Below are 25,438 nucleotides of genomic sequence, written 5' to 3'. Positions count from 1 at the left end.
TTGCGCGCAACACTGTTCATGACAGGCCTACTCCGCCTCGACCCCCCGGCTGGTCGACGGAGAGTGACGGAAGACCTCGGGCGGGACGCGTCCGTGGGGGCCTTCGGCTTCGACGTCATCAGCCGGCCCCCCACCCATTCCCCCCACGGGCCCCCACGAAGGGGGCTCTGCTCGGAGGCACCGATGCCCGACCTCTGGCTGCCCGGCGCACAACGGATCGACGTGGGCGACCACGCCCCCACCGACAGTGCCTACCCCGCCAAGGCGATCGCCCACATCACGTGGGACAAGAACGCCACCGCCGCCCACCCGCAGGACCAGGTGCCGTACGGCAACCTGCAGGACTGGTTCGGCCGCAACCCCGACGGCAAGGGGTCCGCTCCCCACCTGCTCTGGTCGCCGTTCACCGGCGCGTTCACCCAGTTCTTCCCGGCGAACTCGCGCTCCAAGTCGCTGGTCGACTTATCGGGCGGCACCCGGACCAACAGAGCGGGCACGGTCGTCATCCAGATCGAGGCGCACTTCTTCCCGTACTGCCGGGTCAACGGCAAGGTCTACGCCAGGCTCGTCGACACCCCCTGCGCCGGCTGGGCGACGCTCAACGCGTGGGTGCGCTCCTGGGGCGTGCCCGACACCTGGCCCATGGGGCGGCCCGTCGACTTCACCTCGCACCGTGACGAGCACGTGTGGGAGACCCGGGGCGGCTGGTACGGACACCAGCACGTGCCGGAGAACACCCATCAGGACCCCGGCTCCTGGCCCCAGTTCACCGGCGCCCCGCCGAAGGCGAAGGTCTCGCTGGCCCATGTGATCGCCGCGGCCAGACGCGACCCGGGCCTTCCCCAGGGCGGCACCACGTACAAGGCGGAGGTCCTGGTCGTCGAACGTGCCCTCCAGGCGGAGGGGCTGCTCAGCGCCGCCTGGGTGGACGGCTCCTTCGGCACCAAGACGAAGACGGCCTACGCCGCCTGGCAGCGCAGGTGCGGCTATTCGGGCCCGGACGCGGACGGGATCCCCGGCCACGACTCCCTCGCCCGGCTCGGCGCCCGCCACGGCTTCACGGTCGTCTGACACCGTCCGGTCCCCGGGGCCGCGCGGAGGGCCGCAGAGCCCCGGGTGGCCGGCCACCGACAGATGGACCCGGCGGGCCTCCACCCGCTCGCGCACCTCGCCGCGAGCCGAACCGCAGGTCGATGCGGCGGCCCGCCTCGGCCCAGGCGGCGCGGGCGCGGACGGAGTCGGGCAGTCGACGCCGAAGGGGTGGCCCCAGCGCGCCCGCGACCGCCGCCCCAGCGCGTACGCGCGCACGCTCGCGAATTGTGTACGCAAACGTGCGCCCCCAACTGCGCACCGGCGGCTTTGAGTTACGTACGCGAATACGGATCGCCTCGCCCCGATCCACCGGCTAGCTTCCAGTCCAGTGACGTCGAGCACGGAGGAGGTGAGCCTCATGATGTATCCGCCCCCGACCCCCGTCGATACCGATCGCTGATGCCGCAAGGTGGTGGCCGTTCCCGTGCCGGAGCGGCCACCGCACCCGTCGGCCGGGAGGGCCGGCGAAGCCCGTCCGGCGGAGGGCGAACGGGTCATGAAGGCCGACCTGTTGGTGGGCGGCGACTAAGCCTGCGTGCTCATGGCGAGCGCGTCGAGGCGTACGGCGTGGTCGAGCAGTTCGGGACCGGTGTCGCGGACCAGGACCGGCAAGGCCCCCGCACCCGTCACCAGCCGGGGCGCGTCGACGTGCCCTAGGCTCGGTGCCGTGCTGCGAATCGTCGATCATCTCGTCGGCCGGGGGCCGCTGCGGATCTGTGCCCATGTTCCCCGGGCCGACGGCCCGGGAGATCTCACCGGGCTGCGCGTGCTGCTGACCGCCGACGTGCTCGCGCGCGTCGTCGAACTGCGCGGCCGGGCCGTCCTGGCGGGTCGCACCGGGCCGCGCGTCCCCGAAGCCGACGCCCTCGGCATCCACCCCGCCGACGCCGAGGGCACGGTGGAGGAGATCGCCGATGCCCTGGGCGGCCCACCGGCCGTACACCTCACCAGCCGGGCGTACGAGGGCGGGGGCGGCGCGTTCGTACGGATCGCGCAGGCGCGCGCGGCCGGCGAGACGACGGCCGAGGGCGGGGAGGCGCTGGCCGTACGCCTGTTGCTGCTCGACCGGCCCTACCACGAACCCGTCGCGATCACCGCCGACGATGTCGACGGCGCCGGACAGCGCCTCGCGCGCTGGCGGCGTGCCGTCGCCGACTGGGCCGAGGAGCCGTCCAAGCCGCTCCGGGCGGACCTCGTCCGCACGGCCCGCGACGGGCTGGAGGACAGTCTCGACACCGCCGCCGTACTGCGGCTCCTGGGCGAACTGGCGGGGGACCAGGACGTCCCGGCGGGCGCCAAGTTCGAGACCTTCGCCCGGCTCGACCGCGTCCTCGGCCTCGAACTGACCCGCGAGATCGGCAAGGCGCCCGCCGACGGGGCGCGCGCATGAGCCCGCTGCGGCGGCTGGTGGTCCTGCGCCACGCCAAGTCGGCGTGGCCCGAAGGCGTCGCCGACCACGCCCGGCCGCTGGGGCGGCGCGGGCTGCGCGACGCGCCCGCCGCCGGGCGCTGGCTCAGCGCGGCGGACTGCCTGCCCGACCTCGTGCTGTGCTCCACCGCGCGCCGCGCCCGCGAGACGTGGGAGCTCGCGGCGGCCGAGCTGGGCAGCCCGCCCCCGGTCCGCCACGACCCCCGGCTCTACGCGGCGGACGCCCGCGCCCTCCTCGCCGCCGTGCGCGAAGGCCCCGCCGACATCGAGACGCTGCTCCTGGTAGGCCACAACCCCGGCGTCCAGGACCTGACCCTGCTGCTCACCGGGGAGGCCCTCGGCGAGAGTCTGGACCGGGTCGGGAGCAAGTTCCCCACCGCGGCGATCGCCGTGCTCACCTGGCGCGGCTCCTGGTCCGACCTCGCGTCCGGCGCCGCCCTGCTCACCGACTTCGCGGTACCGCGCGGCGACCGTCGCTGAGACCCGGCACCCGGGTGCGGGACCGGCCATCGGAGTGACGGATCGTTTCGGTGCGCCACCGAGGCGGGGGTGTCGTGATGGAGTTGCCGCATCCGGCATGGCCGCCGGTGTGCCCGTGGGAGAGGACGGAGTGCGATGCAGTACGGCTGTCCCGGCTGCGACGCCCTGCGCGCCGAAGCGCGTCGGCCGGGCATCGATCTGGCCGACCTGCTGCACCGCGTACAGCTCCATGAGCTGGACCCCCATCCGTCCCCGGCGGCCGCCCCGCCGAAGAAGGAGAAGGGCCGCGGACGGCGCCCTTGAGCGGTCCGTGCCCTTGAGTGGTCCGTACCCTTGAATGGTCCGAGCCCTTGAGCGCTCCGCGCCCGGCGCGGCGGATGCTCAGGCGGTCCGCTCGTAACGGAGGAGAACGACTCCGTTGCCGAACGCCCGGGTCTCGATGAGCCGGAGCGGGACCATCGCGTCGGAGGACGGGAACAGGGGCTTGCCGCGCCCGATGAGGACGGGATGGACGTAGACCCGGAACTCGTCGACCAGGTCGTGCCGCAGGAAGGCCGCGGCGAGGTCGGGGCCGCCCACCACCAGGTCCCCGCCGGGCCGCGCCTTGAGCGCCAGGATCTCCTCGGGGACGACGTCCCGCACGATCGTGGTGTTCCAGTCGGCCCGCTCCAGCGTCCGCGAGAACACGAACTTCGGCATCTCCAGCCAGATCGGGGCGAACTCCCTCATCGCCTCGGTGCTCGCCGGATCCGCGTCGACGGTCGGCCAGACCCCGGCCATCAGTTCGTACGTGACGCGGCCCTCCAGGAAACCGCCCATGGTCCGCAGCTCGTCGTTGAAGTGGCGGTGCAGCTCGTCGTCGACGCGGTGCCAGTCGAGCTGGCGCTCCGGTCCCTCGATGAATCCGTCCAAGGACACGGACATCATCAGGATGATCTTCCTCAAGGCGGCCTCACCGAAGTCAGCCGGGACGGGTACGGGCGCGACGATACGCCCGGGACCGCGCCGACGGGTTCATCCGAAGGCGAGTCATCGAGAGCGAGTCGCTGGAACGCCGGACCTGCGGAACGCGGGATCAGCGGAACGCGGGATGGCGGAACGCGGGATCTTCGGAACGCGGGGTCGACGACCGGGCGGTTCGGGCTGCGTGCGCCGGACCGCTTCCGTGGGAGTCCGTACCCCGTCCCGTGCGCGCCCCCTACGTGCCCATACGCCTCCGTGCGCGTCCCGTACGCCTCCCACACGCCTCCGTGCGCGTCCCGCACCAGCGGTTCTCGGCCATTGCGGGCTCCCCGCCTCCCCGATCGGTCCGACCGCTTCCGCCCGATTGGTAGCCTCAGTGAGTTGATCTTGGTGGGCGGTCCGGTGCTCCGACTCGCCCACCCCGCACGGGCGTTCGCGGACGCCCTCCCCGACCAGAATGCGAAAAGAATTGGCTCACCGTCAGCTTCGCCGCCGCACACGCCTCGCCGGTCACCTGGTGGCCTGCTCCACCGTGCTCGCGGTCCTGCCTGCCGCCCCGGCGCTCGCGGACTCCGGCGCCACCCCGCCCGCCCCAGGCGTGACCGCGCACCTCGACGCGGTCGAACAGGCCCTGCGCCAGGTATCGCCGGGCCTGGAGGGAAGCGTCTGGGAGCGCACCGCGGGCAACCGGCTCGACGCCTCGGGCGCCGACCCCTCGGACTGGCTGCTCCAGACCCCCGGCTGCTGGGGCGACGCCACGTGCGCCGAGCGGCCCGGCACCAACCGGCTGCTCGCCAAGATGACCGAGAACATCTCCAAGGCCAAGAACACGGTCGACATATCCACGCTCGCTCCCTTCCCCAACGGCGCGTTCGAGGACGCGATCGTCGACGGCCTCAAGGCCTCGGCGGCCGCCGGGAACAAGCTCAAGGTCCGCGTCCTCGTCGGCGCCGCGCCGATCTACCACCTCCACGTGATCCCGTCGAAGTACCGCGACGAGCTCGTCGGCAGGCTGGGCGAGGCGGCGAAGAACGTCACGCTCAACGTGGCGTCGATGACCACCTCGAAGACCGCGTTCTCGTGGAACCACTCCAAGCTGCTGGTCGTCGACAACCGCTCGGCCGTCACCGGCGGCATCAACGGCTGGAAGGACGACTACCTCGACACCGCCCACCCGGTCTCGGACGTCGACCTCGCGCTGACGGGACCGGCCGCCGGTTCCGCGGGCAAGTACCTCGACACGCTGTGGGCCTGGACCTGCCAGAACAAGTCCAACATCGCCAGTGTCTGGTTCGCCTCCTCCAACGGCGCCGGCTGTATGCCGTCGCTGGCGCAGGACGCCCCCGCCCCGGCCCCCGCCGACGGCGACGTCCCGGTCATCGCCGTCGGCGGCCTCGGTGTCGGCATCAAGAACAGCGACCCCGCCTCGGCCTTCCACCCGACGCTGCCCACCGCCGCCGACACCAAGTGCGTCGTCGGGCTTCACGACAACACCAACGCCGACCGCGACTACGACACGGTCAACCCGGAGGAGAGCGCCCTGCGCGCCCTCGTCGCGAGCGCGCGCGACCACATCGAGATCTCCCAGCAGGACCTCAACGCCACCTGCCCGCCGCTCCCGCGCTACGACATCCGGCTCTACGACGCGCTCGCCGCGAAGATGGCCGCGGGCGTGAAGGTGCGGATCGTCGTCAGCGACCCCGCCAACCGCGGCGCGGTCGGCAGCGGCGGCTACTCGCAGATCAAGTCGCTCTCCGAGATCAGCGACACCCTGCGCGACCGCCTCGCCCTGCTGACCGGCGACAAGGGCGCCGCCCGCGCCACGATGTGCTCCAGCCTCCAGCTGGCCACCTTCCGCAGCTCGGACAGCCCGAAGTGGGCCGACGGCCACCCGTACGCCCAGCACCACAAGCTGGTCTCCGTCGACGACTCGGCCTTCTACATCGGCTCGAAGAACCTGTACCCGTCGTGGCTGCAGGACTTCGGATACGTCGTGGAGAGCCCCGCGGCCGCCGCCCAGCTGAAGGCGAAGCTGCTCGCCCCGCAGTGGCGGTACTCGCAGGCGACCGCCACGTTCGACTACGAGCGCGGGGTCTGCTCGGCCTGATCCCCGAGCCGGGTGGGCGGCAGGAAGTCGCGTACGTACGTCCGCTTCCAGCACGCCCCCGTCGCCCGCAGCTCGCCCCACGTCGTGTACTGGTAGCGGAACAGCCGGGCGCGGATGTAGTGGGGCGGGCTGTCGGGCGGGAACGGGGAGCGCCTGAGCAGACGCAGGGTGTCGGGATCGTTGTCCAGCAGGCGCTCCACCAGGGGACCGAACCACGGCCGCGCGTAGCCCGGCGAGAGACCGGCGAACCACATCAGCCAGTCGAGCCGCAGATGGTAGGGCGCGAACTGGCGCGGCCAGTACCGGAGATCCCCGGGTTTGCCCTTGAACTCGTACTCCCGCCAGTCGGAGTCGGCGAGCGGGAGCGGGTCCGCCGTGCCCTCGATGACGACTTCGAGCCGCAGCCGGCTGATGCTGCCGAACGCACCGTACGTGTTGACCAGGTGCAGCGGGTCGAAGGAGTAGTTCATGATCTGGCGGCGCGAGAGCAGGTTGCGCGCCGGGCGGTAGCTCAGGACGAGCAGGAACGCGGCGACCGCGAGGACCACGACCTCGTACCAGAGCGGGGTGGCCGCGAAGTGCCGGGCCCCGGTGAGCGGCGAGAAGTCGACGGCGGTCACGGCGAGGGCGACGGTCGTCCAGTTCAGCCAGGAGAAGTTGCCCGACAGGATCAGCCACAGCTGGGTGAGGATCATCAGCGAGGCGGCGGCCGTGGCGACGGGCTGCGGGGTGAACAGCAGCACGGGTACGGCCAGTTGTGTGACGTGGTTGGCGGCGACCTCCACGCGGTGCACGGGCCTCGGCAGATGGTGGAAGAACCAGCTCAGCGGGCCCGGCATGGGCTGGGTCTCATGGTGGTAGTCGAGGCAGGTCAGCTTGCGCCAGCACTCGTCGCCGCGCATCTTGATCAGCCCCGCGCCGAACTCGACGCGGAAGAGCACCCAGCGCATCAGGAACAGCACGACGATCGGCGGCGCGACCTTGTCGTTGCCCAGGAACACCGCGAGGAAGCCCACCTCCAGGAGCAGCGACTCCCAGCCGAAGGAGTACCACGTCTGGCCCACGTTCACGATCGACAGGTACAGGACCCACGGCAGCAGCCACAGCAGCATCGCGCACCCCAGCGGCACCCTGGCGTCGACCCCGGCCAGCAGCGCCGCCGAGACCAGGACCCCCGCCCAGGACCAGCCGGCGAAGAACCGGTCCGAGTAGTGGAAGTGGAAGACGCTCGGCGCGCGGCGGAAGGGCACCCGCTCCAGGTACCAGGGGACGGGGAGCATGCCGCGCTCGCCGATCAGCGCCCGGAACTGCAGGGCCGCGCCGAGGAACGCGACGAGGTAGATCGCGGCGAGCGCCCGCTGGAAGACCAGCCGGCTCAGCCAGTAGTCGGGTGCCAGGAACCACTCCACGGTTCCATTGTGACGCTGAGTGACGCGAGTGGCCTGCGGGACGTGGCGGACGCGGCCGTACGGGATTTTCACGCCCGGACCTCTACGCGCGGGCGCACTCCTCAGCGGGACTTCGCCAGCGCCTCCACGACGAGCTCCGCCACGAGGGCGGGTTCCTCGTTCGGCGTGAAGAAGCTGGGGCCGGGAATGGTGACCACGGTGACCTGCGGGCACGCCTTCAGGGTGCGCCGCTCGGCGTCGGTCATCCCGCCGTCCCCGCTCTCGCCGTGCACCACCCAGGCGGGCACCCCCGTCTGGCACAGCCGTGGTGCCACCGTGCCGTGGCGGTCCAGGTACCGCAGGTAGTCGTGGATCGCGCGGCGCATCGCGCGCGGGTCGTTGCGGCGCAGGTCCGCGATGAGCGAGGCGATGCGGTCGGGGGGCAGCGGGCTCTGTTTGGCCATGCCGCCGACCAGCTTCAGCATCGCGCTGTACGGCAGGTGCCCGAGCACGCCCGCGAGCCGGTCCAGCGCCCGCAGGAACACCGCTTCGTCCTCGCGCGAGAAGCAGGGCGCGAGCAGGACCACCGGTCCCGCGAACGCACCCGATCCCGCCATCTCCAGCGCGATGTTGGCTCCGATGCTGTGCCCCACCACCACATCGCACCCGAGCTCGGCGGCGCACTCGGCCGCGAGCCGGGCGTAGTTCTCGACGCTGGTGTCGTGGGGCGCGGGCGTACCGCCGTGCCCCGGCAGCGTCACCGCCACCAGCCGCACCCCGGCCAGCGCGGGCTCGGCCATCAGGTCGTCGTACTGCCGCGCCCGGCACATCCCGCCCGGCAGCAGCAGCGCACTCCCAGCACCCCCCGCCACCTCGTTCTCGCGACGCTCCCAGCTCGCCCACGCACCACTCATGTCCACCTGCCCACGGCGTGACGGCCCGGCCTTGATTCCACCGTACGCCGCTCTCCGCGGCCCGCACGATCGGGCGGCCTTCCACCGGCTTCCACCACTCAACTACCGGTCACCCACAATGAGTTGATTTCACGCTTTGCCACCCGCCGCCGCCCCCGGGTCGGGCACAGTCGGTACATGAACGGTTACGAGGACAAGGTGCCGGCCTTCCTGACGTTCCGTGTGACGCCCCAGGAAGGTCCGATCGCCGCGTTCGCCGAGCAGGAGGCGTGGCAGGCCCGGCAGCGGTACCCGGAGATCCTGGGGGTGGGCGTTCCGGAGTTCTTCCACGCCAGGGAGTGCGAGACGGGCGGCTGGGAGCTGCCCGAGCACAGCAACGACGCGCCGCAGGGCGCCCGGGACGGGCTGGGCTGCCGCTTCCGGGGCCTGGCGAAGGACGCCTCGGACGCCGGGGACGACAGGGCGCGGCGCAAGTGGCTGGCGGCGGCCGCGCGCATGGACCGGGAGGTCGTCGACGAGGTGCGCGTCCTGGGGGAGCGGTTCCGGATCGTACGGGCCTCGCGCTTCATCCGGATGGGGCCCAGCGGGCCGGAGCCGCCGCGCCCCTCCGACCCGGACCCGGGCGAGGTGGGCGAGTCGCACCGGGTGCCCTCCCGCACCAAGGGCTTCGTGATCGACCCGTACACCGGAACGGGCCTGGCCGACAGCATCCTCAAGCTGGACCTGGTGCGTTTCGTGGGCTCCGCGCCCGGTGCGCCCCGCGAGGTCACGGACGACGCGTGGCGGGCCGCCGAGCGGTACCCCGGCGGGGTGCTGCTGCCCGCCGTCTTCATGGTCTCCGAGCGGGAGGACGGGAAGTGGCGCGCCCACGACCCCGGAGCGGCGTACACGACGCCCCAGGGCGCCCGGGACTCCCTGGCGGACTGGCTGCGGGTGATGGCACCGTTCACGCTCAAGCTGGACGAGGCCACCCGCGCGGTGTACGCGGAGGCGGCCGACCGGCTCGACGACAAGCGCCGCAACGCGCTGAGCGTCGCCGACCGCCGCTTCCGGGTGACCCGCGTCGAGCGGCTCGTCCGGATCGGCCCCGACGGGCCCGAGGGCCCGCGCCCGTCCGACTACGACCCCGAGGTCCCCATCGAGGTCCAGGTGCGCCAGCTCAAGGAACAGGGCCTGTGGAAGGAGGAGGACGAGCCGGTGGTGCTCGACGACCGGGCCAAGGAGCTCTCCCGCCTGTGGGAAGAGGAAATGGTGCGCGCGGCGGCCGCGAAGGAACGCAGACGCCGCCCCGGGGGCGGCTGACCGCGGTACCTCGCGCGGTCCCGCCGTGTCGGGGATCGTGAAGAGATGAGCGGCGGGCAGGGCGAGCGCACCGGGGAGCGGGAGCGCTTCGACGTCTGGGCGGCCGGGACCGCCTACGAGCGGTACATGGGCCGCTGGAGCCGCGCGGTCGCCGAGCGGTTCGTGACGTGGCTGGGCTGCGCCGAGGGGCTGCGGTGGCTGGACGTGGGCTGCGGCACCGGCGCCCTGACCGCGACCGTGGCCGCTCACTGTGGACCGGCCGCGCTGCTCGGCGTGGACCGGTCCGCCGGGTTCGCGGCCTCGGCGCGGGGCCGGTCCACCGCTGCCCACGCGCCCGGGACCGCCTCGGCACGGTTCGCCGTGGCGGACGCCCGGGCGCTGCCGGTGCCGGACGCCTCCTGCGACGTCGTGGTCAGCGGGCTCGTGCTCAACTTCCTGCCGGAACCCGGCGCCGCGCTCGCCGAGGCGGTACGGGTCGTGCGGCCCGGCGGAACAGTGGCGACGTACGTGTGGGACTACGCGGAGGGGATGCACCTCCTGCGCCACTTCTGGGACGCCGCCGTCGCCCTGGACCCGGCGGCCGCCGCGCTGCACGAGGGCCGCCGGTTCCCGCTGTGCGGCCCGGATCCGCTGCGGGAGCTGTGGAAGGGCGCGGGCCTCGTCGACGTGGCCGTCGGGGAGATCGAGGTGGACACCGTGTTCCCCGGCTTCGCGGAGCTGTGGGAGCCCTTCCTGAGCGGGCAGGGACCGGCTCCCGGCTATGTGGCCGCTCTGGCCCCGTCCGCCCGTGACCGGCTCCGTACGGCGCTGGGCCGAGCCGTACCGGCCCGGCCGGACGGCTCGATCGCCCTCACCGCCCGCGCCTGGGCGGTACGGGGCCGAAGGCCGCCCGTCGGGACGGCGGGCGTTCGGCTTCAACAGGAGCTGCCGTAACGCGCGTTGCCGCAGAACGTGCCGCCGTAACGCCTGCTCAGGATCCGTGCGCTCCCCGCGCGCGCCGCCTTCGGTAAACGCACCTCGCGACCGCACCCGGCGTGCCACCCTGGACGACGTCACCGGTCAGTCACCCGGAGTCACGACCCAGTGGAGCGCGTATGGACGGGACCGCCTTCACCACCCTCGTGGCCGTGCCCACCGCGCTGCTGGGGCTGGCGACCGCGTACTACCAGTTCCGGCGGGCGAGGAGCGAGACCGGGCGGGTCGCGGTGCGGCCCCGTCGGCGTCGGCGCCGGGGCATCTCCGGGGTGACCGTGGACCTGGCGGCCGCGGCCCGGCCCGGGGCACTCTTCGGCCGCGAGGAGGAGCTGGCGCGGCTCAGGGCGTGGACCGGCGGGGCGGACCGGCAGCGGCTGGTGGGGCTGCTCGGCCCCGCGGGCATCGGCAAGAGCAGGCTGGCCGCGGAGATCGCCGCGACGGTGGCGGAGCGGCGCGCGGGCGCGTACGACTACGTCGTGTGGCGCGGCCTCAAGGACGGACCCGCGCCCGCGACCACCGTGGCCCAACTGCTCACCCTGCTCTCCCGGGGCCGCCAGGCGGCCACCGGGCAGGCGGACGACGACCTGGCCCAGCTGGCCGCGCTGCTCGACCGCGCCCGGGTGCTGCTCGTCCTCGACAACGTGGAGTCCGTCCTCGACGGCACCACCACCGCCGGGCACTATCGCGCCGGGTTCGAGGGCTACCGGCAGCTCATGGACCTCTTCCTGACGGCCGCCCGGCCCTCCACGCTCGTGCTCACCGGGCGGGAGATGCCCGAACACGTCCATCTGACGGCGACCCGCGACGGCCGGGTGAAGGTGCTGCGCCTGGCCGGGCTCTCCGAAGCGGCGGCCGGGGCCCTCGTCGGGCAGTACGACCTCCACGGCAGCCCCGACGAACTGCGCGGCCTGTGTCACTCGCTCTCCGGCAACCCGCTCAAGCTCCAGCTCGCCGCCAGCGCCGCCGCCGAGACGTACGGCGGGGACGTCACCGCCTTCCTCGTGTCGTACGAGCAGGCCCCGGGCGATCTGGGCGCGCTGGTGCAGGCGCAGGTGGAGCGGATCAGCCCGCTGGAGCAGCATCTGCTGGACTGGCTGACCGTCGAGCGCACGGCGCTGACCGCTCCCGAGCTCGCGGCCCTCGCCCCCGACCGGCACGCGGCGCGCGAGGCGTCGGGGGCCGTCACCTCGCTGTACCGGCGCAGCCTGGTGGAGCGCACCGACGACGGGCGGTTCGTGCTCCAGCCCGCGGTCTCCGAGTATCTGACGGACAGTCTGGTCGAGCGCTGCTGCGCCGAACTGCTCGCGGGGGAACCGCGCGTGCTCGACACCGTCGCCCTGTTCGGCCCGGACGCGCCCGACTACATCCAGAGCGCCCAGATCCGCTATCTCCTCCAGGCGGTCCTCGACCGCTACCGCACCGCCGCCACCGTCGAACCCGCCGTGATGCTCCACCGCGCGCACACCCAGCTGCACGACCGCACCCTGCGGGCGACCAGCTGCCTCGCGGGTAATCTGATCAACCTGGCCGCCGCCGAGGGCGTCGAGCTCGGCGGCTGGCGGTTCGCCGGGAGCACGGTGCGCCGCGCCGACCTCACCCGCGCCCGGGTGGCCGGGGCCGACTTCCGGGGCGCGCGCCTGGTGGGCTGCCGGCTGCACACGCCGGTGAGCAGCATCCACTCCATCGCCTTCAGTCCGGACGGCCTGCTCGTCGCGTTCGGGGGCTCCACGGGCGACATCTGGGTCAGCCGGGTGAGTGACCTGGGCGAGGTGGGGCGGCTGCGCGGACACGTCGACTGGATTCGGGCGCTCGCCTTCCATCCGGACGGCCGGCTGCTCGCCTCGGCGGCCGACGACGGCACCATCCGGATCTGGGATCACCGCACCGGCCAGGAGATCGCCCGCTGTACGGGACACGAGGGCAAGGTCACCGGTGTGGTCTTCGACGCCGGGCACGAGCAGCTGCTCTCGGTGGGCGACGACGGGTTCCTCGTCGCCTGGTCCACCCGCACCTGGCGGGAGCGCGCACGCGTCCGCGCCCACGACTGCCAGGTGTGGGCGCTGGCCCGCTCGGCCGACGGCGACCTGATCGCGACGGCGGGCGAGGAGCACTCCGTACGGCTGTGGCACACGGGCACCTTGGAGCCGCACACGGTCCTCACCGGGCACTCCGACTGGGTACTCTCCCTCGCCTTCACCGAAGCGCCGCTCCGGCTGATCAGCGGTGGCCACGACGGCACCGTACGGGTGTGGAACCTGGAGACCGGCGCGGTCGACGTCGAGGTGGGCCACGGCGCCTGGGTCTGGGCGGTGGCCGCGCAGGGCTCCCGGATCGCCGCCGGGTACGGGGACGGCACGCTCTGCAGCTGGCTGAGCGGACAGGACGGCTCGGCCGTCCGCCGCACCCTGCTCGGCCACACCCAGCGCGTGTGGAGCCTCGGGTTCTCCGGGAGCGACGGGCTGCTCGCCTCCGGCGGGGACGACGAGACGCTGCGGCTGTGGGACGCCTCCTCCGGCGAGTGCGTACGGTCGCTGCACGGCAGCACCAGCCAGCTCTGCGCCCTGCACGCCAGGACGAAGGAGGTCGTCACGGGCGGCGCCGACGGCGTCCTTCGGGTGTGGCGGCGCCACGGGGGCGGGGCGGCGGCGGAGTTGGAGGCCGAGCTCGTGGGACACGCGGGCCGGGTCTGGTCGTTGCGGGTGGTCGCCGCCGACCGGATCGTCAGCGGGGGAGAGGACGGAACCGTCCGGCTTTGGCGGCGCACGGACGACAGGTGGCAGGGCCGGGTGGTGGCCGACCTGAACAAGCAGATCTGGTCCCTTGAGACCATGGACGGCGGCCGCCGGATCGCCGTGGTCGCCGAGAACGGCAGCGTCAGCCTGCTCGACATGGCCGACGGCGGGCGCGTGGAGCGCGAACTGGCCGGGCACAGCGGCTGGGTGTGGAGCGTCGCGGCCACCCCGGACGGCTCCCGCGTCGCCACCGCCAGCTACGACCGGACCGTCGGCTGGTGGGACACCGCGTCGGGACAGCTGCTCGGCCGCTTCACCGGCCACACCTCGCCGGTCACCGGCGTCTGTGTGAGCGAGCCCCTGCAACGCGTCCTGACCGGGGCGTACAACGGCGAGGTCAGGCTCTGGGACACCGCCGACCTGTCCTGCCGGGCGGTCTTCGCGAACCCGCACTCCGGCCCGGTGTGGAACGCGGCGACCAGCCCGTCCGGCCGGCTGGCCGCCACCGGCGGCGGCGACGAGGTCGTCGTGGTGTGGGACCTGGAGGCGCAGGAGCCCCGGTTCCGGCTGTCCGGCCACCACGGCTGGGTCCTGCGGGTCGCCTTCTGCGACGACGAGACGCTGGCGAGCGGCGACCAGTACGGCAACGTACGCCTCTGGGACACCGCCACCGGCCGCTGCGCCGGTACGTTCCACGCCCCGCGTGTGTACGAGCGGCTCGATCTGCGCGGGGTGCGAGGTCTGAGCGCCCGGCAGCTGGAGGCGCTCTCGGCGCTCGGAGCCACGGTCGGCTGACGCGCCGAGCGCGTGCCTGGGCGCCGACATCGGCCCGTGCGGCGTCCGCCCGCTCCAGCCGCGCTCGACTCCCCTCGCCTGCGGACCCGGTAGGTTCCGGCGGGGTCGCGCGTGTCGACGAGGGGCACGCGGCCCGGCTGCGAGGATGCCGGGGAGAAGCCGGTGCGGAAGAACGACGAAGCGAGGGCAGCATGTTCAGTGGCGCGCACGCCATCTTCTACAGCACGGACGCCGACGCCGACCGGGCCTTCATCCGGGACGTACTCGGCTTTCCCGGGGTGGACGCGGGCCAGGGCTGGCTGATCTTCCGGCTGCCGCCCGCCGAGCTGGCCGTCCATCCCACCACGGGCGAGCCCAAGCACGAGCTGTATCTGATGTGCGACGACATCACCGCCCAGGTGGAGGAGTTCACGGCCAGGGGCGTCGAGGTCACGCGGCCGGTCAGCGACCAGCCCTGGGGCCGGATCGCGGCGGTCCGCCTGCCCAGCGGGGCCGAGCTCGCCTTCTACGAACCCCGCCACCCGGTCGCCCACAGCCTCTGAGGACCCCGGACCCCTTCGCAGGAGCGGGTGAGACCGGGCGGGCCCGTCAGGCGCGGCGGATCACGATGTCGCCGAGCCCGGTCCGCGCGCGCACCTCGACCGTGTGGTTCTCCGCGCCGGGGCCGTCCGCCGTGCCCAGGGAGTTGCGAACCATCCCCATCCGCGTGTTGACGTCGAGCCAGGCGGCGGTCGACTCGCGGATGCCGACCTCCAGGTCGCCCATGGCGCTCATGAGCACGACCTGGCCGCGCCTGACGTCCGCGACCCGGATGCCGCCCTTGGCGGACTTGGCGTCGACCCCGGCGTGGGCGACGCCGAGCGTGATGCGGCCGTTGGACGCGTTCGCCCGTACGTCGCCGGTGACTTCGCCGATCGTGGTCTCGCCGTTCACGTTCTTCACCGTGGCGGTGCCCCCGACCTCGCCGATCTCCACCCGGCCCGCGCCCGCGACGTCGACGTCACCGCTCGCGCTGCCCAGCCGGATGTCGCCGTGGGCGGTCTTGAGCCGGGCGGCCGCCGCGTGCTCGACCTGGATGTCACCGGCCGAGGACTTGAGGACGCAGTCCCCGAGCAGGCCCTCGACGACGAAGTCCCCCAGCGGCGCGGTCCCCTGGAGCTCGGATCCGGCCGGTAGCTCGATGCTGATGTCGAGCGATCCGCTCCGGCTGAACAGGGAGCGCTTCCTGGGGCCCTTGACCACCAGCTTGCCGCCCGAGTAGGTCACCTGCGTCTGCTGCGCGGTCCGCACGTCGGCCTCGGCGGCGCCGTCGCGGGGGAGCACCTCGACGACCGTGTCCGTACGCTCGCCGGCGCTGATCCGGGCCGAGCCGATGTCGAATTCGAGGATGACGGAGATCGGTTGGGGCGTGTCGAAGCGTGGCATGGCTGTCTGTCCCGTCCTCTTGGCTCTGCTGGATGATCCCGCCGGTCGGCGGGTGAAGGGTGAAGTGGTTCGGTGTGCTTGCCGGACAGGCCCTACCGCACCCAGCCGGTGAAGCCCTGGCCGCCCCGGTGGCGGCTGCGGGTGGGCGCCGGGCCGCCGTCGCCGGGCTCCAGGGCGGTGGCCACGGCCCGGACCAGCCAGGCGTTGACCGAGAGCCCCTCTTGGCCCGCGGCGTCCTCGACGCGTGTCTTGAGGTGGGCGGGGAGGCGGAAGTTGATGCGCGCGGTGCCGCCCTCCTCCCCGTCCGACGGTGTCGGAGCCACGGGCACCCGCGCCCCGCTCGGTGCGCTCTCCCGCGGCTCGCTCTCCTCGTACGCCTCCAGGCCCGGGGGCGTGGTCACCACGAACTCGGGGTCGAGCCCCCGCAGCCGCACGTCGACGGAGCCCGGTGCCAGATCCCGGGTGATCTCGTCCGTGGCCGCGGAGAGCGCGTTGAGCAGGGTGAGCCGGACGGCCGACTCGAGCGGGGTGGTCAGCCGCTCCGCCAGCGCGCGGGCTTCGTCCCCGCCCGCGTCGGCGGCGACCGCGAGCTCGTGGCGGAGGTTGTCCACATACGGCGTGAGGTCCATGACGCCATAGTGGCACCATCATGGCGCCACTACAAGTCCCACGAAGGAGTGAATGGCGCCAGAAGTGGCGCCATCGATGGCGTAAGCGTGGCGCCGCGCATCCCCGGACACCCGTCGTCGCAGGTCGGAGCGGGGGAGGGGAGGGTGCGCGGCGGAGAGGGCCCGGCCAGGTCCGACGGATTCAGTGCGGGCAGCGACGGCGCCAGGGTGGCGCCGTGCGCCCCGGGCGCCTCCTTCGCCGCACAATTCCCGGGCGGCTGGGGGGTCCCCGATTCATACGATGCCCTTACCCTTGGGCGGGTAGCCTCGGTAAAGAGAAGCCAAAGGTGCGTGAGGCCACTGTCGTCCTCACGCACCACAGCGAAAGGCACGGCTTATGGCCCTCACCTTTGCGCACAGGGTCAGCGCTCGGCGTGCGTCCCTGCAGGATGTCAACGCGATAGTCCGCCTGCTCTCCGGCGATCACGGGCTGCCGCCCGAGACCGCCGCTCTCGTCTCGGCCTCACAGGCCCAACTCCGCCTCATCCTCGCGCACTTCGGTCTGGAGACCGGCAAGGTGTGGGTCGCCGAGTCCGGCTCAGGAGCGCCCGAGGCGGCAGCGGTGTGGATCCCGCCGGGTGTCTCCATCGACGAGGAGGAGCACAGAGCCCTGCTCCGGCTGCACGGGCTCCGGCCGACCCTGATGCCCGCGCGCGACCACGACGGACGGATACCGGGCGAGGAGGACCACTGGCTGCTCGCGGCCGTCGGCATCGCCCCGACCGCCCACCCGGCGGCCCTCGAAGTCGTCCTGGACCCGGTCCTGCGCATCGTGGACGAGGCGTCCCTGCCCGCCTACGCCACCGCCCCCGCGTCCTTCCAGGCCGAGCTGCTCGCGCCCTTCGGGTTCGAGCCGTGCGCCTCCGGCGAGACGCGCCCGGAGCCCCGGCTGCGCCGCCCGCCCCAGGGGGCGTACGGCGGCTGAGCGCCCCCTGCGGGGCAGCCAAGCCAAAGACCTCTGCCCGGCCCGCGTCATGCGGGCCGGGCAGAGGTCTTTACGGTCGTACGGCAAGGCCGCGGTGCGGTGCTGTGCGGTGAGGCCGTGGCCGTTACTGCAGTCCGGCGGACTTGCAGGCGGCCTTGTACTTGGCCGTGCAGATCTCGTCGATGGTGTAGAGGCCGTCGCTGACCACGGTGGAGCGGATGTTCTCCTTGATCACGGCGACGACCGGGACGAGCGCGGTGGGGATGTCGCTCTGGGTCGGGCTCTTGGTCTTGGAGTTGGCGATGGAGATGAGGCTCTGCCCCTTGGCCAGCGCGACCGCCATCTGCGCGGCGATCGGGCTCTCCTCCGCGTACGACTTGTAGACGCTCATGTACTGCTCGCCCGCCACGATGCGCTGGACCCCGGCGAGTTCGGTGTCCTGGCCGGTGATCGGCGGCAGCTTGGAGACGCCTGCGGCCTTGAGGGCGCTGATGATGCCGCCGGCCATGCCGTCGTTGGCGGAGTACACGCCGACGATCTTGTCCTTGCCGAGGGCCGAGATCGCGCTCCGCATGTTCGCGGCGGCGTTCTCCGGCTTCCACTCCTTGGTGTCGTACTCCTTCCCGATGTTCACCTTGCCGTCAAGCTCGGCGTGCGCGCCCTTCTTGAACTGGGCGGCGTTCGGGTCGGTGCGGGCACCGTTCATCATGACGATCTGGCCGCTCTTGGCCTTGTCGCCCAGGGTGTCCAGCAGGGCCCTGGCCTGTACGTGGCCGACGTCCTCGTTGTCGAACGAGACGTACGCGTCGACGGGGCCCTCGGCGAGCCGGTCGAAGGCGACGACGGGGATGCCCGCGTCCTTGGCTCGCTGGACCGCGCCGCCGATGGCCTTGGAGTCCACGGCGTCGATGATGAGCGCGTCGACCTTCTTGGCGATCATGGCGTCGACCTGCTGGTTCTGCCGCGCCGCGTCCTGCTCCGCGTTCGCGTAGACGACCTGGCCCTTGCCGCTGGTCAGCTCGCCGACCATCTTCTCGATCAGCGGCTTGTCCGACTTCTCGTAGCGAGCAGCCTGCTTCTCCGGCAGCAACAGGCCTATCTTGAGGTCCTTCTTCTTGGCGGCTCCGCCGGACCCGTCGCCGGACTTGCTCCCACCGCCGCATGCGGCGAGGGTGACGGCCATCGCGACGACACCCACGGTCATCGCTCCACGGCCGGTACGCGTGCTCACTTAAAAACAACCTCCCTGACATGGCCGCATTAATTCGGCCGAGGTGGCTGGAAGCCAACCCTGCGCTTGGGGTGACGTCAAGAAGTTAGCCCTTAACGAGATGACAACGGAATTTTCGGATACGGGCTGGACGGGCTTTATCTGCCTGGCAATTCGGGCTTAAACGGGCTTAGAGTCACTTTTTGCTTCGCTGGTCAATTGCTGATGGTTCGTCAATTTGACGAGGAAGGGAATTGTAGTCTCGCAGCTCAGGTGGGTGGTGCTGGTTGAGGGGCTCCCCCGTGGTCTGTTCGCCAGTCGCCACTTCAAGGAATGCGGCATGCAGGCGAGATCGGCGAGAGGTTCGTTAATTTATTGAACGTAACACCCCTCAGGTGGGGCTGAATTGGTCTACACCTTAGCGGAACCCTCTTATTTCAGTACGTGACTCAAGTAGTAAGCCAACAGCTGGTCAGCCCCTGCATGGACCAGACGTTCGAGGTCTGAACCCTTGGTGTGTCCATGGTGGCCATGGATTGACCGAAATCGCCGCGATCCCCGGTCACCCCACGGGCTACGCCCGTGGGGTGACCGGGGGAGTTGAAGCGATCTTTCGGGCCCTGTCGGTGGAGGCCGCGGACGCGGTGACCGTGCCGGATCTCGGCCGGGCGCTCTCGGACGAGCTGGGGCGGATCGTGCCGCACGACGGCTACATGCTGGCCGGGCTCGACCCGCTGAACAGAGCCAGCTGTCTTTTCACCGAGGAACACGACTACGAGGAACACCACTACGAGGAACACGACTACAGCGAGGCGGCCGCGCGCCGGTCGGCGCTCGACGACGCCGCCGGAGCCGAGCGGCACCCCTTCGAACGGCTCGTCGAGGGCCCCACCAAGGTCGGTGTGGTGAGCCTCGGCGCGGCCCGCTACCGGCACAGCGTGCGGCTGGACAACGTGAGCGTCCCCGAGGGGTTCGGCAGTCAGATGCGCATCCTCACCGGACTGGCCTGACGGATCGTCAGGCCAGTCCGGCATCGCGTCAGCCGGTCGCGTCGTCGCGGCGCTCCAGATGGAACCCGAAGGGCACGGTCCCGGGGTCCAGCGCCGTCACGCCGCCGTCGACCGTGAGCGTCGCGCCATTGACGAACGAGGCCGCGGGGGAGAGCAACCACGCGATGGCTTCGGCGACTTCACGCGGCTCGCCCGGGCGCTGGACGGGCAGCAGCCGGGTCGCCGTCTCGTACGCGGCGTCCACGTCCGCGAGCCCCGCCTCCTCGGCGAACCGGGCCATGCGCCGGTCGGCCATCTCCGTACGCACCCAGCTCGGGCACACCGTGTTGGCGCGCAGCCCCTTCGGCCCGTAGTCGACCGCGAGCGAGCGGCACAGCTGGAGCAGCGCGGCCTTCGACGTGGCGTACGCGGCGTTGGCCACCCCGTTGCGCAGCGCGGACACCGAGGCGACCGCGACCACGGACCCGCGCGCCTCGACCAGATGCGGCAGCGCGCTGCGCAGCAGCAGGAACGGGCCGGTGAGGTTGGTGCGCATCACCAGCTCCCAGTCCTCCACGGAGGTCTCGCCCACGGCCCCGCTGCGCCCGGTCCCGGCGTTGAGCACCACGCCGTCCACCCGGCCGTACGCCGCGACCGTCGCGTCCACCAGGCCCTGGACCGCGTCCGGGTCGCCGATGTCGCAGGGGTGGGCCAGGGCGCCGGTCTTCTCGGCGATCTCGCGCAGCGGCTCGGGGCGGCGCCCGGACACGACCACCTGGTGGCCCGCGTCGCCCAGCAGCCGGGCGGTGGCGGCGCCGATCCCCGTACCGCCTCCGGTGACGATGACAACCTGTCGCTCAGCCATGCCCGTTCAGCCTCCGTGGTCGTGTGCGGTCCGGTTCGACCAGCACCTCGAACGATCATAGGCAGACGTGCCCGGGGCACCGCGATCGCTCAGACGCGGAACTCCGGTGGGAAGCCGGTCCAGCGGAGTTCCGTCGGCAGATGGCCCATGTCGTTGAAGAAGACGACGGAGGCGGGGCGGTCGGGTGCGTACCGGATCACGGTCAGTGCCGCGTTGGCGTGGTTGAGGCCCTGCCAGCGCCAGTTCGGGCCGTCGAGGGCGGCCCGGACCAGCCAGCCGATGAGGAAGTTGTGGGTGACGACCAGCTCGTGGCGCGGCTCGTCGCCGACCACGGGCCGGGCGAACCGTTCCATCGCGGCGGGCGCGAACTCCCGCCCCAGCTCGCTCATCTCCGGCGGGAACTGCGCGAGCCGGTCGAGCAGCGAGTCGGCCCACTCCGGCGGCAGCTCCTCCTTGCGGGGGACGTACGGGATGTAGTCACCGGCGAGCGCGGACTCCTCCATGCGGACGCCGTCGAGTTCGCCGTGGATCAGGCGCGCGGTCTCCGCCGCGCGCGCCAGCGGACTGTGCAGCACCGCCGCGAGCGGGCTGTCCCGGAGCCGCCGGCCGAGCAGTACGGCCTGGCGCCGCCCGTTCTCCGTCAGTCCGCTCTCGTCCGGCAGAGCCTCGCCATGGCGCGCGAGGTAGAGATAGCGGGCAGCGGTTCCAGCCATGGGTGAGGTCCTCCCCGGGCAACGGGTGATCATGCGGATGCCCGAAGGACGTCGGTGCCTCGCCGTGCGGTTCCCTGCTCCGGTCCGCTTTCCTGTTGTCACCCGCCACCCCCGTGGGCGGGTGACAACAGGGAAACGGACCAACCTGCGCCGGGCCCGCCCGGGCCTGCCGTACCCCTGCTCGACTGGTCGAAGACCGGGGGCATATGCCCCTGGCGCCGGGCCGATGGCCGATATTCGGCCAGGGGTTCGGCTGTTCCTGGCCTTCACCACCTCTGCCATCACAGACTGCTGCCGAGGCCGACCGCTGGTCTTGTAATAAGGCGCACTGCCTTGCCGGATTCCGGTCGGCGGAACACGCGCATGGTGAGGAGAGGGTTGCAGGTGGAGGCCAAAGCATCCTTGATTACCGAAGACCGAGGGGAGAGTGTGGAACGAGCGGCACCTGACTGGCTGCGGGGTCAGGTGGTCAAGTACCGGGGCCGGCGCACACCGGGAGGGATGCCGGCCAGGCTCACCCTTCCCGCCGCGACGGTGACGCTGATCGTCGGCTGGGGCGACCCGCTGCACCTGTTCGGCGCGGGTGAGAGCGGATCGGCGGGTGGCACGTGGTATTCGCTGGTGGGAGGTCTGCGGACCTCGCCCGTCCTCGGTGGCTACCGGGGGTCCGGGCAGGCCGTCGAGGTGGATTTCACCCCGCTCGGCGCCTATATGTGCCTGGGCATATCCATGCACCAGCTGGCGAACGAGACCGTGCACCCGGACGAGTTGCTGGGAAAGAGATGGACGGAGCGGCTGACCGAACGGCTCGCCGAGGCACCCGGCTGGGAGGCGCGCTGGGCGGTCCTCGACGACGCCCTGGCGAGCCTGCTGGCCGACGGCCCCGTGCCCTCGCCCGTGGTCGCCGAGGCCTGGAGCAGGCTGAGCGCGTGCCACGGCGGGATGACGCTGGGTGAACTGGCCGGGGCCACCGGCCGTGGCGGCCGACGGCTCCAGGTGCTCTTCCGGGAGCAGATCGGTCTGCCGCTGCAGTCCGTCGCCCGGATCCTGCGGTTCCAGCGTGCGCTGACGCTGCCGTACGGTTCGCACGCCTCGCTCGCCGAACTCGCGGCGGCGTGCGGCTATTACGACCAGGCCCATCTGAACCGCGACTTCAAGGCGCTGGCGGGCCTGACCCCCGCGCAGCTCTGCGGACTCGCGAACCACACCCCGCTGGACGGCACGGCGGCCGTCGAAGGGAGCCGCACGAGCGTGTTCAACCGCTGACCGCATTCCCGGGTTCCCCGGTTCTCGGGTTCCCGGATTCCCGGCGCGACCACAAAGGGGTGCTGCCCGACCCGGCAGCACCCCTCCTCTCCCGCTCTTGTCGACGGCGGCTCTACGCGGCCGGCTCGTCCACGACCACCGGGCCGCGGTAAGGCTCGGCCCGTTCCGGATCGGGCGCGCCCGTGCCGTTCGCACCGCCTCCCTCCGCGCCGTCGTGCTCCGACTCGCCGTTTCCGCACCCCGCCAGCATCACCGCGAGCGCCGCCCCCGCGGTCGCCAGCGCGATGCCCTTGCCCCAAACGCGCACTGGTCGCATTCCTTCCCCGTTTGTGAAAAATCCTGGCGATCTTAGCCGTCTGCGCAGGTACGCACGGGTGTCGACCGGTACCCATCGGTGGCCGTGGGACCGATGAGTTCGGGTGCCACCATGGGTCTTCCTTCTGGCTGCCGAGTTCCCCGGGGCGGCTTCCGACTTCCGAAGGTGGACCGATGAGCGATCTGCACGACATCCTCGACAAGCACGTGGGCGGCGACGGACGTGCGCCCGGCGCCGTGGGACTGGTGGCCCGGGGCGACCGCGTGGAGGTGCGGGCCGTCGGGGTCACCGACGGCGAGGACAGCGCGCCCATGGCCCGTGACTCGATCTTCCGGATCGCGTCGCTGACCAAGCCGATCGTGGCGGCGGCGGTGATGACCCTGGTCGACGACGGCCGGATCGCGCTGGACTCACCGGTGCGGGAGTGGCTGCCGGAGCTGGCGTCGCCCGGCGTGGTCCGTACGCCCGAGAGCCCGGTCGACGACGTGGTCCCGGCCGCCCGACCCATCACCGTGGCCGATCTGCTCACCTTCCGCGCCGGATACGGCTTCCCGGGTGACTTCTCGCTCCCTGCCGTCGCGCCGCTCTTCACCGAGCTGCTCCAAGGCCCGCCGCAGCCGCAGGCCGTCGCCGCGCCGGACGCGTGGATGGCGGCGCTCGCCCGGATCCCGCTGCTGTACCAGCCCGGCCAGGCCTGGCTGTACAACGCGTGCTCGGACATCCAGGGCGTACTGATCGCCCGGGTCAGCGGGCGTCCGCTGCCGGAGTTCCTGGCCGAGCGGATCTTCGGGCCGCTGGGCATGACCGACACCGCTTTCGCGGTCCCGGCCGCCGACCTGGGCCGCTTCACCGGCTACTACCGGGCCGGGGCTCCGGGCTCCGCCGGCCTGGAGCTGGTCGACGCGCCGGACGGGCAGTGGAGCACCCCGCCCGCGTTCCCGTCCGGGGCGGGCGGGCTCGTCTCCACCGTGGACGATCTGTACGCCTTCGCCCGGATGCTGCTCGCCGGGGGCACGCTCGACGGCCACCGCGTCCTGTCGCCCGACTCCGTACGGCAGATGACGACCGACCACCTCACCCCGGCCCAGCGCGCGGCGAGCACGCTGTTCCTGGAGGGGCAGGGCTGGGGGTTCGGCGGCGCGGTCGACGTCGAGGCGATCGAACCGTGGAACGTGCCGGGCCGGTTCGGCTGGGTCGGCGGCACCGGAACGGCGGCGCACATCGTCCCGTCCACGGGCGCGGTCACGATCCTGCTCACGCAGCTGGAGCTCGCCGGACCCTCACCGCTTCCCTCCGCGATGCATGATTTCTGGCGGTACGCGGCGAACGCCTGATGCCCATAGGGGACTTGCTACGTACCCAGTAGGTTCGGATCATGAATGAACGCAGAACTGACGGCAGCGCGGGAGACGCGGACTACGGCACGATAGGCGTCGGTTACGCCGACTACCGGCGCCCCGAGCCCCGTATCGAGGAGTTCATCTCCCAGGCGCTGGGGGACGCGCGCACGGTGCTGAACGTGGGCGCCGGGGCGGGTTCGTACGAGTCCACCGCGCGCGAGGTGACACCGGTCGAGCCGTCCGCGTCGATGCGCGCCCAGCGGCCCGCCCATCTGCCGCCCGCGATCGACGCGGTGGCCGAGAACCTGCCCTTCGACGACGACGCCTTCGACGCGGCGATGACCACGTTCAGCGTGCACCAGTGGAGCGGCGTCAGAGCGGGGCTGCGCGAGATGCGGCGGGTGACGCGCGGACCGGTGGCCGTGCTGACCTGTGACCCTGATCGGGTGCGCGACTTCTGGCTGCACGCCTACGCCCCCGAGGTGCTCGACACCGAGGCCCGCCGCTACCCGGCGATCGCGGACGTCGCCGACGCGCTGGGCGGCGGCGTCACGGTGCGGCCGGTGCCGATCCCGGTGGACTGCACCGACGGCTTCAACGAGGCGTACTACGCCCGCCCGGAGATGCTGCTCGACCCGGGCGCCCGGCAGGCGTGCTCGGCCTGGAGCTTCGTGGACGAGGCGGCGCGCGAGCGGTTCGCCCGCGATCTGCGCCGCGACCTGGACAGCGGGGCGTGGGACGCGCGCTTCGGCGCGCTGCGCCGGCAGGCCTTCTACGAGGGCTCGTTGGTCCTGGTCCGCTCGGTGCCCGAGTGATACGACCCCGCGCTCGCGGGGCCGTTTCGGCGGAGGCGGTCCCGCGCTGTACGGCCTGCTGTACGGTCGAAGCATGTCCAAGTCAGTGACGATCCGGGTCGACGACCAGCTGCACGCGCTGCTGAAGGAGCGCGCGGCGGCCGAGGGCTCGACGGTGACCGCGCTCATCACGCAGGCCGCGTACGAGGCGGTGCGCGATCCACGGCTGGAAGGCGCGGCGGAGGTCTTCCGCTCCTTCATCGCCGACCAGGGCGACGCCTTCGACGCGGCCTTTCCCGACGACGCCCCCGACCAGCGGGACTCCTCGGGGCGGGCCGCCTGACGGTGGAGTTCCACATCGACATCCGCTGGCTGCTCGAACGCCAGACGGAAGTGCTGCCCAAACAGCCCACCGTCCACGACTTCTCCAGCCTGGTGGCCGCCGTCGGCCGCCACCGCGTCAACACCCCCCGGGTCGAGGCGACCGTCGACAACTCCTGGCGGGCGGGCGCGCTGATGCACGCCATCATCCGACTGCGCCCCCTGCCCGCACGCAACGCGCTCTTCGGAGCGGCGGTGGTGGTCGCGTACATGAACGCGGCCGGCGAGGGCCTGGACGCGCCGTACGGCGCGCTCATCGATCTCGCCCGCGACATAGACGCGGGCCACACCGACGCCTACGACGCGGCCGACCGGATACGGTCCTGGCGCATCTGACACGCATCTGACACGCAATGGACGCCCATCTGAC

At 72.2% G+C, this 25,438-nt stretch carries 25 protein-coding genes; 16 read left to right on the top strand and 9 right to left on the bottom strand.

Annotated features, from left to right (window positions below; all coding sequences use genetic code 11):
* Nucleotides 1-183: 183 nt before the first annotated feature.
* The 4 genes from AB0G17_RS10095 (at nucleotide 184) to AB0G17_RS10080 (ending at nucleotide 3,303) form a co-directional block, all read left to right on the top strand.
* A complete protein-coding gene (locus tag AB0G17_RS10095; protein WP_361378479.1) occupies nucleotides 184-1,071 on the top strand; it encodes a peptidoglycan-binding domain-containing protein in 888 nt (295 codons plus the stop codon).
* Between the two features lie 688 nt (nucleotides 1,072-1,759).
* On the top strand, nucleotides 1,760-2,482 hold the full coding sequence (locus AB0G17_RS10090) for a hypothetical protein (RefSeq protein ID WP_361378476.1): 723 nt from the start codon (nucleotides 1,760-1,762) through the stop codon (nucleotides 2,480-2,482).
* Nucleotides 2,479-3,000 (top strand): histidine phosphatase family protein, encoded by a 522-nt coding sequence (locus tag AB0G17_RS10085; RefSeq protein WP_361378473.1) that lies wholly within the window; start codon nucleotides 2,479-2,481, stop codon nucleotides 2,998-3,000. The genes AB0G17_RS10090 and AB0G17_RS10085 overlap by 4 nt, the downstream gene beginning before the upstream one ends.
* 135 nt (nucleotides 3,001-3,135) lie before the next feature.
* Complete coding sequence (locus AB0G17_RS10080; RefSeq protein ID WP_361378470.1) at nucleotides 3,136-3,303, top strand: hypothetical protein; 168 nt, start codon at nucleotides 3,136-3,138, stop codon at nucleotides 3,301-3,303.
* A gap of 78 nt (nucleotides 3,304-3,381) precedes the next feature.
* On the opposite strand, the gene AB0G17_RS10075 is transcribed toward AB0G17_RS10080, so the two are convergent.
* Nucleotides 3,382-3,945: a dihydrofolate reductase family protein gene (locus AB0G17_RS10075; RefSeq protein WP_361378467.1), complete on the bottom strand. Its 564-nt coding sequence runs from the start codon at nucleotides 3,943-3,945 to the stop codon at nucleotides 3,382-3,384.
* A gap of 487 nt (nucleotides 3,946-4,432) precedes the next feature.
* Between AB0G17_RS10075 and AB0G17_RS10070 the strand changes: the two genes are divergently transcribed.
* Nucleotides 4,433-6,070: a phospholipase D-like domain-containing protein gene (locus tag AB0G17_RS10070; RefSeq protein ID WP_361378464.1), complete on the top strand. Its 1,638-nt coding sequence runs from the start codon at nucleotides 4,433-4,435 to the stop codon at nucleotides 6,068-6,070.
* On the opposite strand, the gene AB0G17_RS10065 is transcribed toward AB0G17_RS10070, so the two are convergent.
* Entirely contained in the window at nucleotides 6,043-7,479 is a 1,437-nt protein-coding gene (locus AB0G17_RS10065) for a lipase maturation factor family protein (RefSeq protein ID WP_361378461.1), read from the bottom strand. The genes AB0G17_RS10070 and AB0G17_RS10065 overlap by 28 nt on opposite strands.
* A gap of 101 nt (nucleotides 7,480-7,580) precedes the next feature.
* Nucleotides 7,581-8,372 (bottom strand): alpha/beta hydrolase, encoded by a 792-nt coding sequence (locus AB0G17_RS10060; protein ID WP_361378458.1) that lies wholly within the window; start codon nucleotides 8,370-8,372, stop codon nucleotides 7,581-7,583.
* Between the two features lie 177 nt (nucleotides 8,373-8,549).
* On the opposite strand from AB0G17_RS10060, the gene AB0G17_RS10055 reads away from it, so the two are divergent.
* The 4 genes from AB0G17_RS10055 to AB0G17_RS10040 all read left to right on the top strand — a co-directional run bounded on the left by AB0G17_RS10055 (nucleotide 8,550) and on the right by AB0G17_RS10040 (nucleotide 14,718).
* Complete coding sequence (locus tag AB0G17_RS10055) at nucleotides 8,550-9,674, top strand: DUF5954 family protein (RefSeq protein WP_361378455.1); 1,125 nt, start codon at nucleotides 8,550-8,552, stop codon at nucleotides 9,672-9,674.
* 45 nt (nucleotides 9,675-9,719) lie between these two features.
* Nucleotides 9,720-10,607 carry a methyltransferase domain-containing protein gene (locus AB0G17_RS10050; protein ID WP_361378452.1) on the top strand — a complete coding sequence of 296 codons (888 nt, stop codon included), beginning with the start codon at nucleotides 9,720-9,722 and terminating at the stop codon, nucleotides 10,605-10,607.
* Nucleotides 10,608-10,768: 161 nt separating this feature from the next.
* Nucleotides 10,769-14,176: an AAA family ATPase gene (locus tag AB0G17_RS10045; protein WP_361378449.1), complete on the top strand. Its 3,408-nt coding sequence runs from the start codon at nucleotides 10,769-10,771 to the stop codon at nucleotides 14,174-14,176.
* A gap of 191 nt (nucleotides 14,177-14,367) precedes the next feature.
* Nucleotides 14,368-14,718 carry a VOC family protein gene (locus AB0G17_RS10040; RefSeq protein WP_361378446.1) on the top strand — a complete coding sequence of 117 codons (351 nt, stop codon included), beginning with the start codon at nucleotides 14,368-14,370 and terminating at the stop codon, nucleotides 14,716-14,718.
* A 46-nt stretch (nucleotides 14,719-14,764) separates the two neighbouring features.
* On the opposite strand, the gene AB0G17_RS10035 is transcribed toward AB0G17_RS10040, so the two are convergent.
* The gene (locus AB0G17_RS10035) at nucleotides 14,765-15,601 is read right to left on the bottom strand and encodes a DUF4097 family beta strand repeat-containing protein (RefSeq protein ID WP_361378443.1); all 837 of its coding nucleotides are present in this window, start codon (nucleotides 15,599-15,601) and stop codon (nucleotides 14,765-14,767) included.
* Nucleotides 15,602-15,693: 92 nt separating this feature from the next.
* Nucleotides 15,694-16,230 (bottom strand): hypothetical protein, encoded by a 537-nt coding sequence (locus AB0G17_RS10030; RefSeq protein ID WP_361378440.1) that lies wholly within the window; start codon nucleotides 16,228-16,230, stop codon nucleotides 15,694-15,696.
* A gap of 376 nt (nucleotides 16,231-16,606) precedes the next feature.
* Between AB0G17_RS10030 and AB0G17_RS10025 the strand changes: the two genes are divergently transcribed.
* Nucleotides 16,607-17,194, top strand: coding sequence for a hypothetical protein (locus AB0G17_RS10025; protein ID WP_361378437.1), 588 nt, complete (start codon nucleotides 16,607-16,609; stop codon nucleotides 17,192-17,194).
* A 124-nt stretch (nucleotides 17,195-17,318) separates the two neighbouring features.
* On the opposite strand, the gene AB0G17_RS10020 is transcribed toward AB0G17_RS10025, so the two are convergent.
* Nucleotides 17,319-18,425 carry a substrate-binding domain-containing protein gene (locus AB0G17_RS10020; RefSeq protein ID WP_361378434.1) on the bottom strand — a complete coding sequence of 369 codons (1,107 nt, stop codon included), beginning with the start codon at nucleotides 18,423-18,425 and terminating at the stop codon, nucleotides 17,319-17,321.
* 515 nt (nucleotides 18,426-18,940) lie between these two features.
* Here AB0G17_RS10020 and AB0G17_RS10015 point away from each other — a divergent pair.
* A complete protein-coding gene (locus tag AB0G17_RS10015; RefSeq protein ID WP_361378431.1) occupies nucleotides 18,941-19,414 on the top strand; it encodes a hypothetical protein in 474 nt (157 codons plus the stop codon).
* Nucleotides 19,415-19,442: 28 nt separating this feature from the next.
* On the opposite strand, the gene AB0G17_RS10010 is transcribed toward AB0G17_RS10015, so the two are convergent.
* Nucleotides 19,443-20,258, bottom strand: coding sequence for an SDR family oxidoreductase (locus tag AB0G17_RS10010; RefSeq protein WP_361378428.1), 816 nt, complete (start codon nucleotides 20,256-20,258; stop codon nucleotides 19,443-19,445).
* Between the two features lie 89 nt (nucleotides 20,259-20,347).
* Complete coding sequence (locus AB0G17_RS10005; RefSeq protein ID WP_361378425.1) at nucleotides 20,348-20,971, bottom strand: histidine phosphatase family protein; 624 nt, start codon at nucleotides 20,969-20,971, stop codon at nucleotides 20,348-20,350.
* 501 nt (nucleotides 20,972-21,472) lie between these two features.
* Between AB0G17_RS10005 and AB0G17_RS10000 the strand changes: the two genes are divergently transcribed.
* Nucleotides 21,473-22,237 (top strand): helix-turn-helix domain-containing protein, encoded by a 765-nt coding sequence (locus tag AB0G17_RS10000; protein ID WP_361378422.1) that lies wholly within the window; start codon nucleotides 21,473-21,475, stop codon nucleotides 22,235-22,237.
* A 112-nt stretch (nucleotides 22,238-22,349) separates the two neighbouring features.
* Here AB0G17_RS10000 and AB0G17_RS09995 read toward each other — a convergent pair whose 3' ends face one another.
* On the bottom strand, nucleotides 22,350-22,544 hold the full coding sequence (locus AB0G17_RS09995; protein WP_361378419.1) for a hypothetical protein: 195 nt from the start codon (nucleotides 22,542-22,544) through the stop codon (nucleotides 22,350-22,352).
* Between the two features lie 182 nt (nucleotides 22,545-22,726).
* On the opposite strand from AB0G17_RS09995, the gene AB0G17_RS09990 reads away from it, so the two are divergent.
* The 4 genes from AB0G17_RS09990 (at nucleotide 22,727) to AB0G17_RS09975 (ending at nucleotide 25,404) form a co-directional block, all read left to right on the top strand.
* On the top strand, nucleotides 22,727-23,887 hold the full coding sequence (locus tag AB0G17_RS09990; protein ID WP_361378416.1) for a serine hydrolase domain-containing protein: 1,161 nt from the start codon (nucleotides 22,727-22,729) through the stop codon (nucleotides 23,885-23,887).
* Nucleotides 23,888-23,928: 41 nt separating this feature from the next.
* Nucleotides 23,929-24,708: a methyltransferase domain-containing protein gene (locus AB0G17_RS09985; protein WP_361378413.1), complete on the top strand. Its 780-nt coding sequence runs from the start codon at nucleotides 23,929-23,931 to the stop codon at nucleotides 24,706-24,708.
* A 73-nt stretch (nucleotides 24,709-24,781) separates the two neighbouring features.
* On the top strand, nucleotides 24,782-25,030 hold the full coding sequence (locus AB0G17_RS09980; RefSeq protein ID WP_361378410.1) for a ribbon-helix-helix protein, CopG family: 249 nt from the start codon (nucleotides 24,782-24,784) through the stop codon (nucleotides 25,028-25,030).
* A gap of 2 nt (nucleotides 25,031-25,032) precedes the next feature.
* A complete protein-coding gene (locus AB0G17_RS09975) occupies nucleotides 25,033-25,404 on the top strand; it encodes a toxin Doc (protein ID WP_079126386.1) in 372 nt (123 codons plus the stop codon).
* The last annotated feature ends 34 nt before the right edge of the window (nucleotides 25,405-25,438 follow it).

This window comes from Streptomyces sp. NPDC023838, assembly GCF_040639555.1.
Classification (GTDB): Bacteria; Actinomycetota; Actinomycetes; order Streptomycetales; family Streptomycetaceae; genus Streptomyces.
This window is presented reverse-complemented; position numbering and strand designations above follow the sequence as displayed.

Bases quoted from the DNA above. Each gene is read 5' to 3' on its own strand.
- AB0G17_RS10095 (WP_361378479.1), top strand. From the start codon at position 184: ATGCCCGACCTCTGGCTGCCCGGCGCACAACGGATCGACGTGGGCGAC.
- AB0G17_RS10085 (WP_361378473.1), top strand. From the start codon at position 2,479: ATGAGCCCGCTGCGGCGGCTGGTGGTCCTGCGCCACGCCAAGTCGGCG.
- AB0G17_RS10080 (WP_361378470.1), top strand. From the start codon at position 3,136: ATGCAGTACGGCTGTCCCGGCTGCGACGCCCTGCGCGCCGAAGCGCGT.
- AB0G17_RS10060 (WP_361378458.1), bottom strand. From the start codon at position 8,372: ATGAGTGGTGCGTGGGCGAGCTGGGAGCGTCGCGAGAACGAGGTGGCG.
- AB0G17_RS10055 (WP_361378455.1), top strand. From the start codon at position 8,550: ATGAACGGTTACGAGGACAAGGTGCCGGCCTTCCTGACGTTCCGTGTG.
- AB0G17_RS10050 (WP_361378452.1), top strand. From the start codon at position 9,720: ATGAGCGGCGGGCAGGGCGAGCGCACCGGGGAGCGGGAGCGCTTCGAC.
- AB0G17_RS10045 (WP_361378449.1), top strand. From the start codon at position 10,769: ATGGACGGGACCGCCTTCACCACCCTCGTGGCCGTGCCCACCGCGCTG.
- AB0G17_RS10040 (WP_361378446.1), top strand. From the start codon at position 14,368: ATGTTCAGTGGCGCGCACGCCATCTTCTACAGCACGGACGCCGACGCC.
- AB0G17_RS10035 (WP_361378443.1), bottom strand. From the start codon at position 15,601: ATGCCACGCTTCGACACGCCCCAACCGATCTCCGTCATCCTCGAATTC.
- AB0G17_RS10030 (WP_361378440.1), bottom strand. From the start codon at position 16,230: ATGGACCTCACGCCGTATGTGGACAACCTCCGCCACGAGCTCGCGGTC.
- AB0G17_RS10025 (WP_361378437.1), top strand. From the start codon at position 16,607: ATGGCCCTCACCTTTGCGCACAGGGTCAGCGCTCGGCGTGCGTCCCTG.
- AB0G17_RS10010 (WP_361378428.1), bottom strand. From the start codon at position 20,258: ATGGCTGAGCGACAGGTTGTCATCGTCACCGGAGGCGGTACGGGGATC.
- AB0G17_RS10005 (WP_361378425.1), bottom strand. From the start codon at position 20,971: ATGGCTGGAACCGCTGCCCGCTATCTCTACCTCGCGCGCCATGGCGAG.
- AB0G17_RS10000 (WP_361378422.1), top strand. From the start codon at position 21,473: ATGCCGGCCAGGCTCACCCTTCCCGCCGCGACGGTGACGCTGATCGTC.
- AB0G17_RS09990 (WP_361378416.1), top strand. From the start codon at position 22,727: ATGAGCGATCTGCACGACATCCTCGACAAGCACGTGGGCGGCGACGGA.
- AB0G17_RS09985 (WP_361378413.1), top strand. From the start codon at position 23,929: ATGAATGAACGCAGAACTGACGGCAGCGCGGGAGACGCGGACTACGGC.
- AB0G17_RS09980 (WP_361378410.1), top strand. From the start codon at position 24,782: ATGTCCAAGTCAGTGACGATCCGGGTCGACGACCAGCTGCACGCGCTG.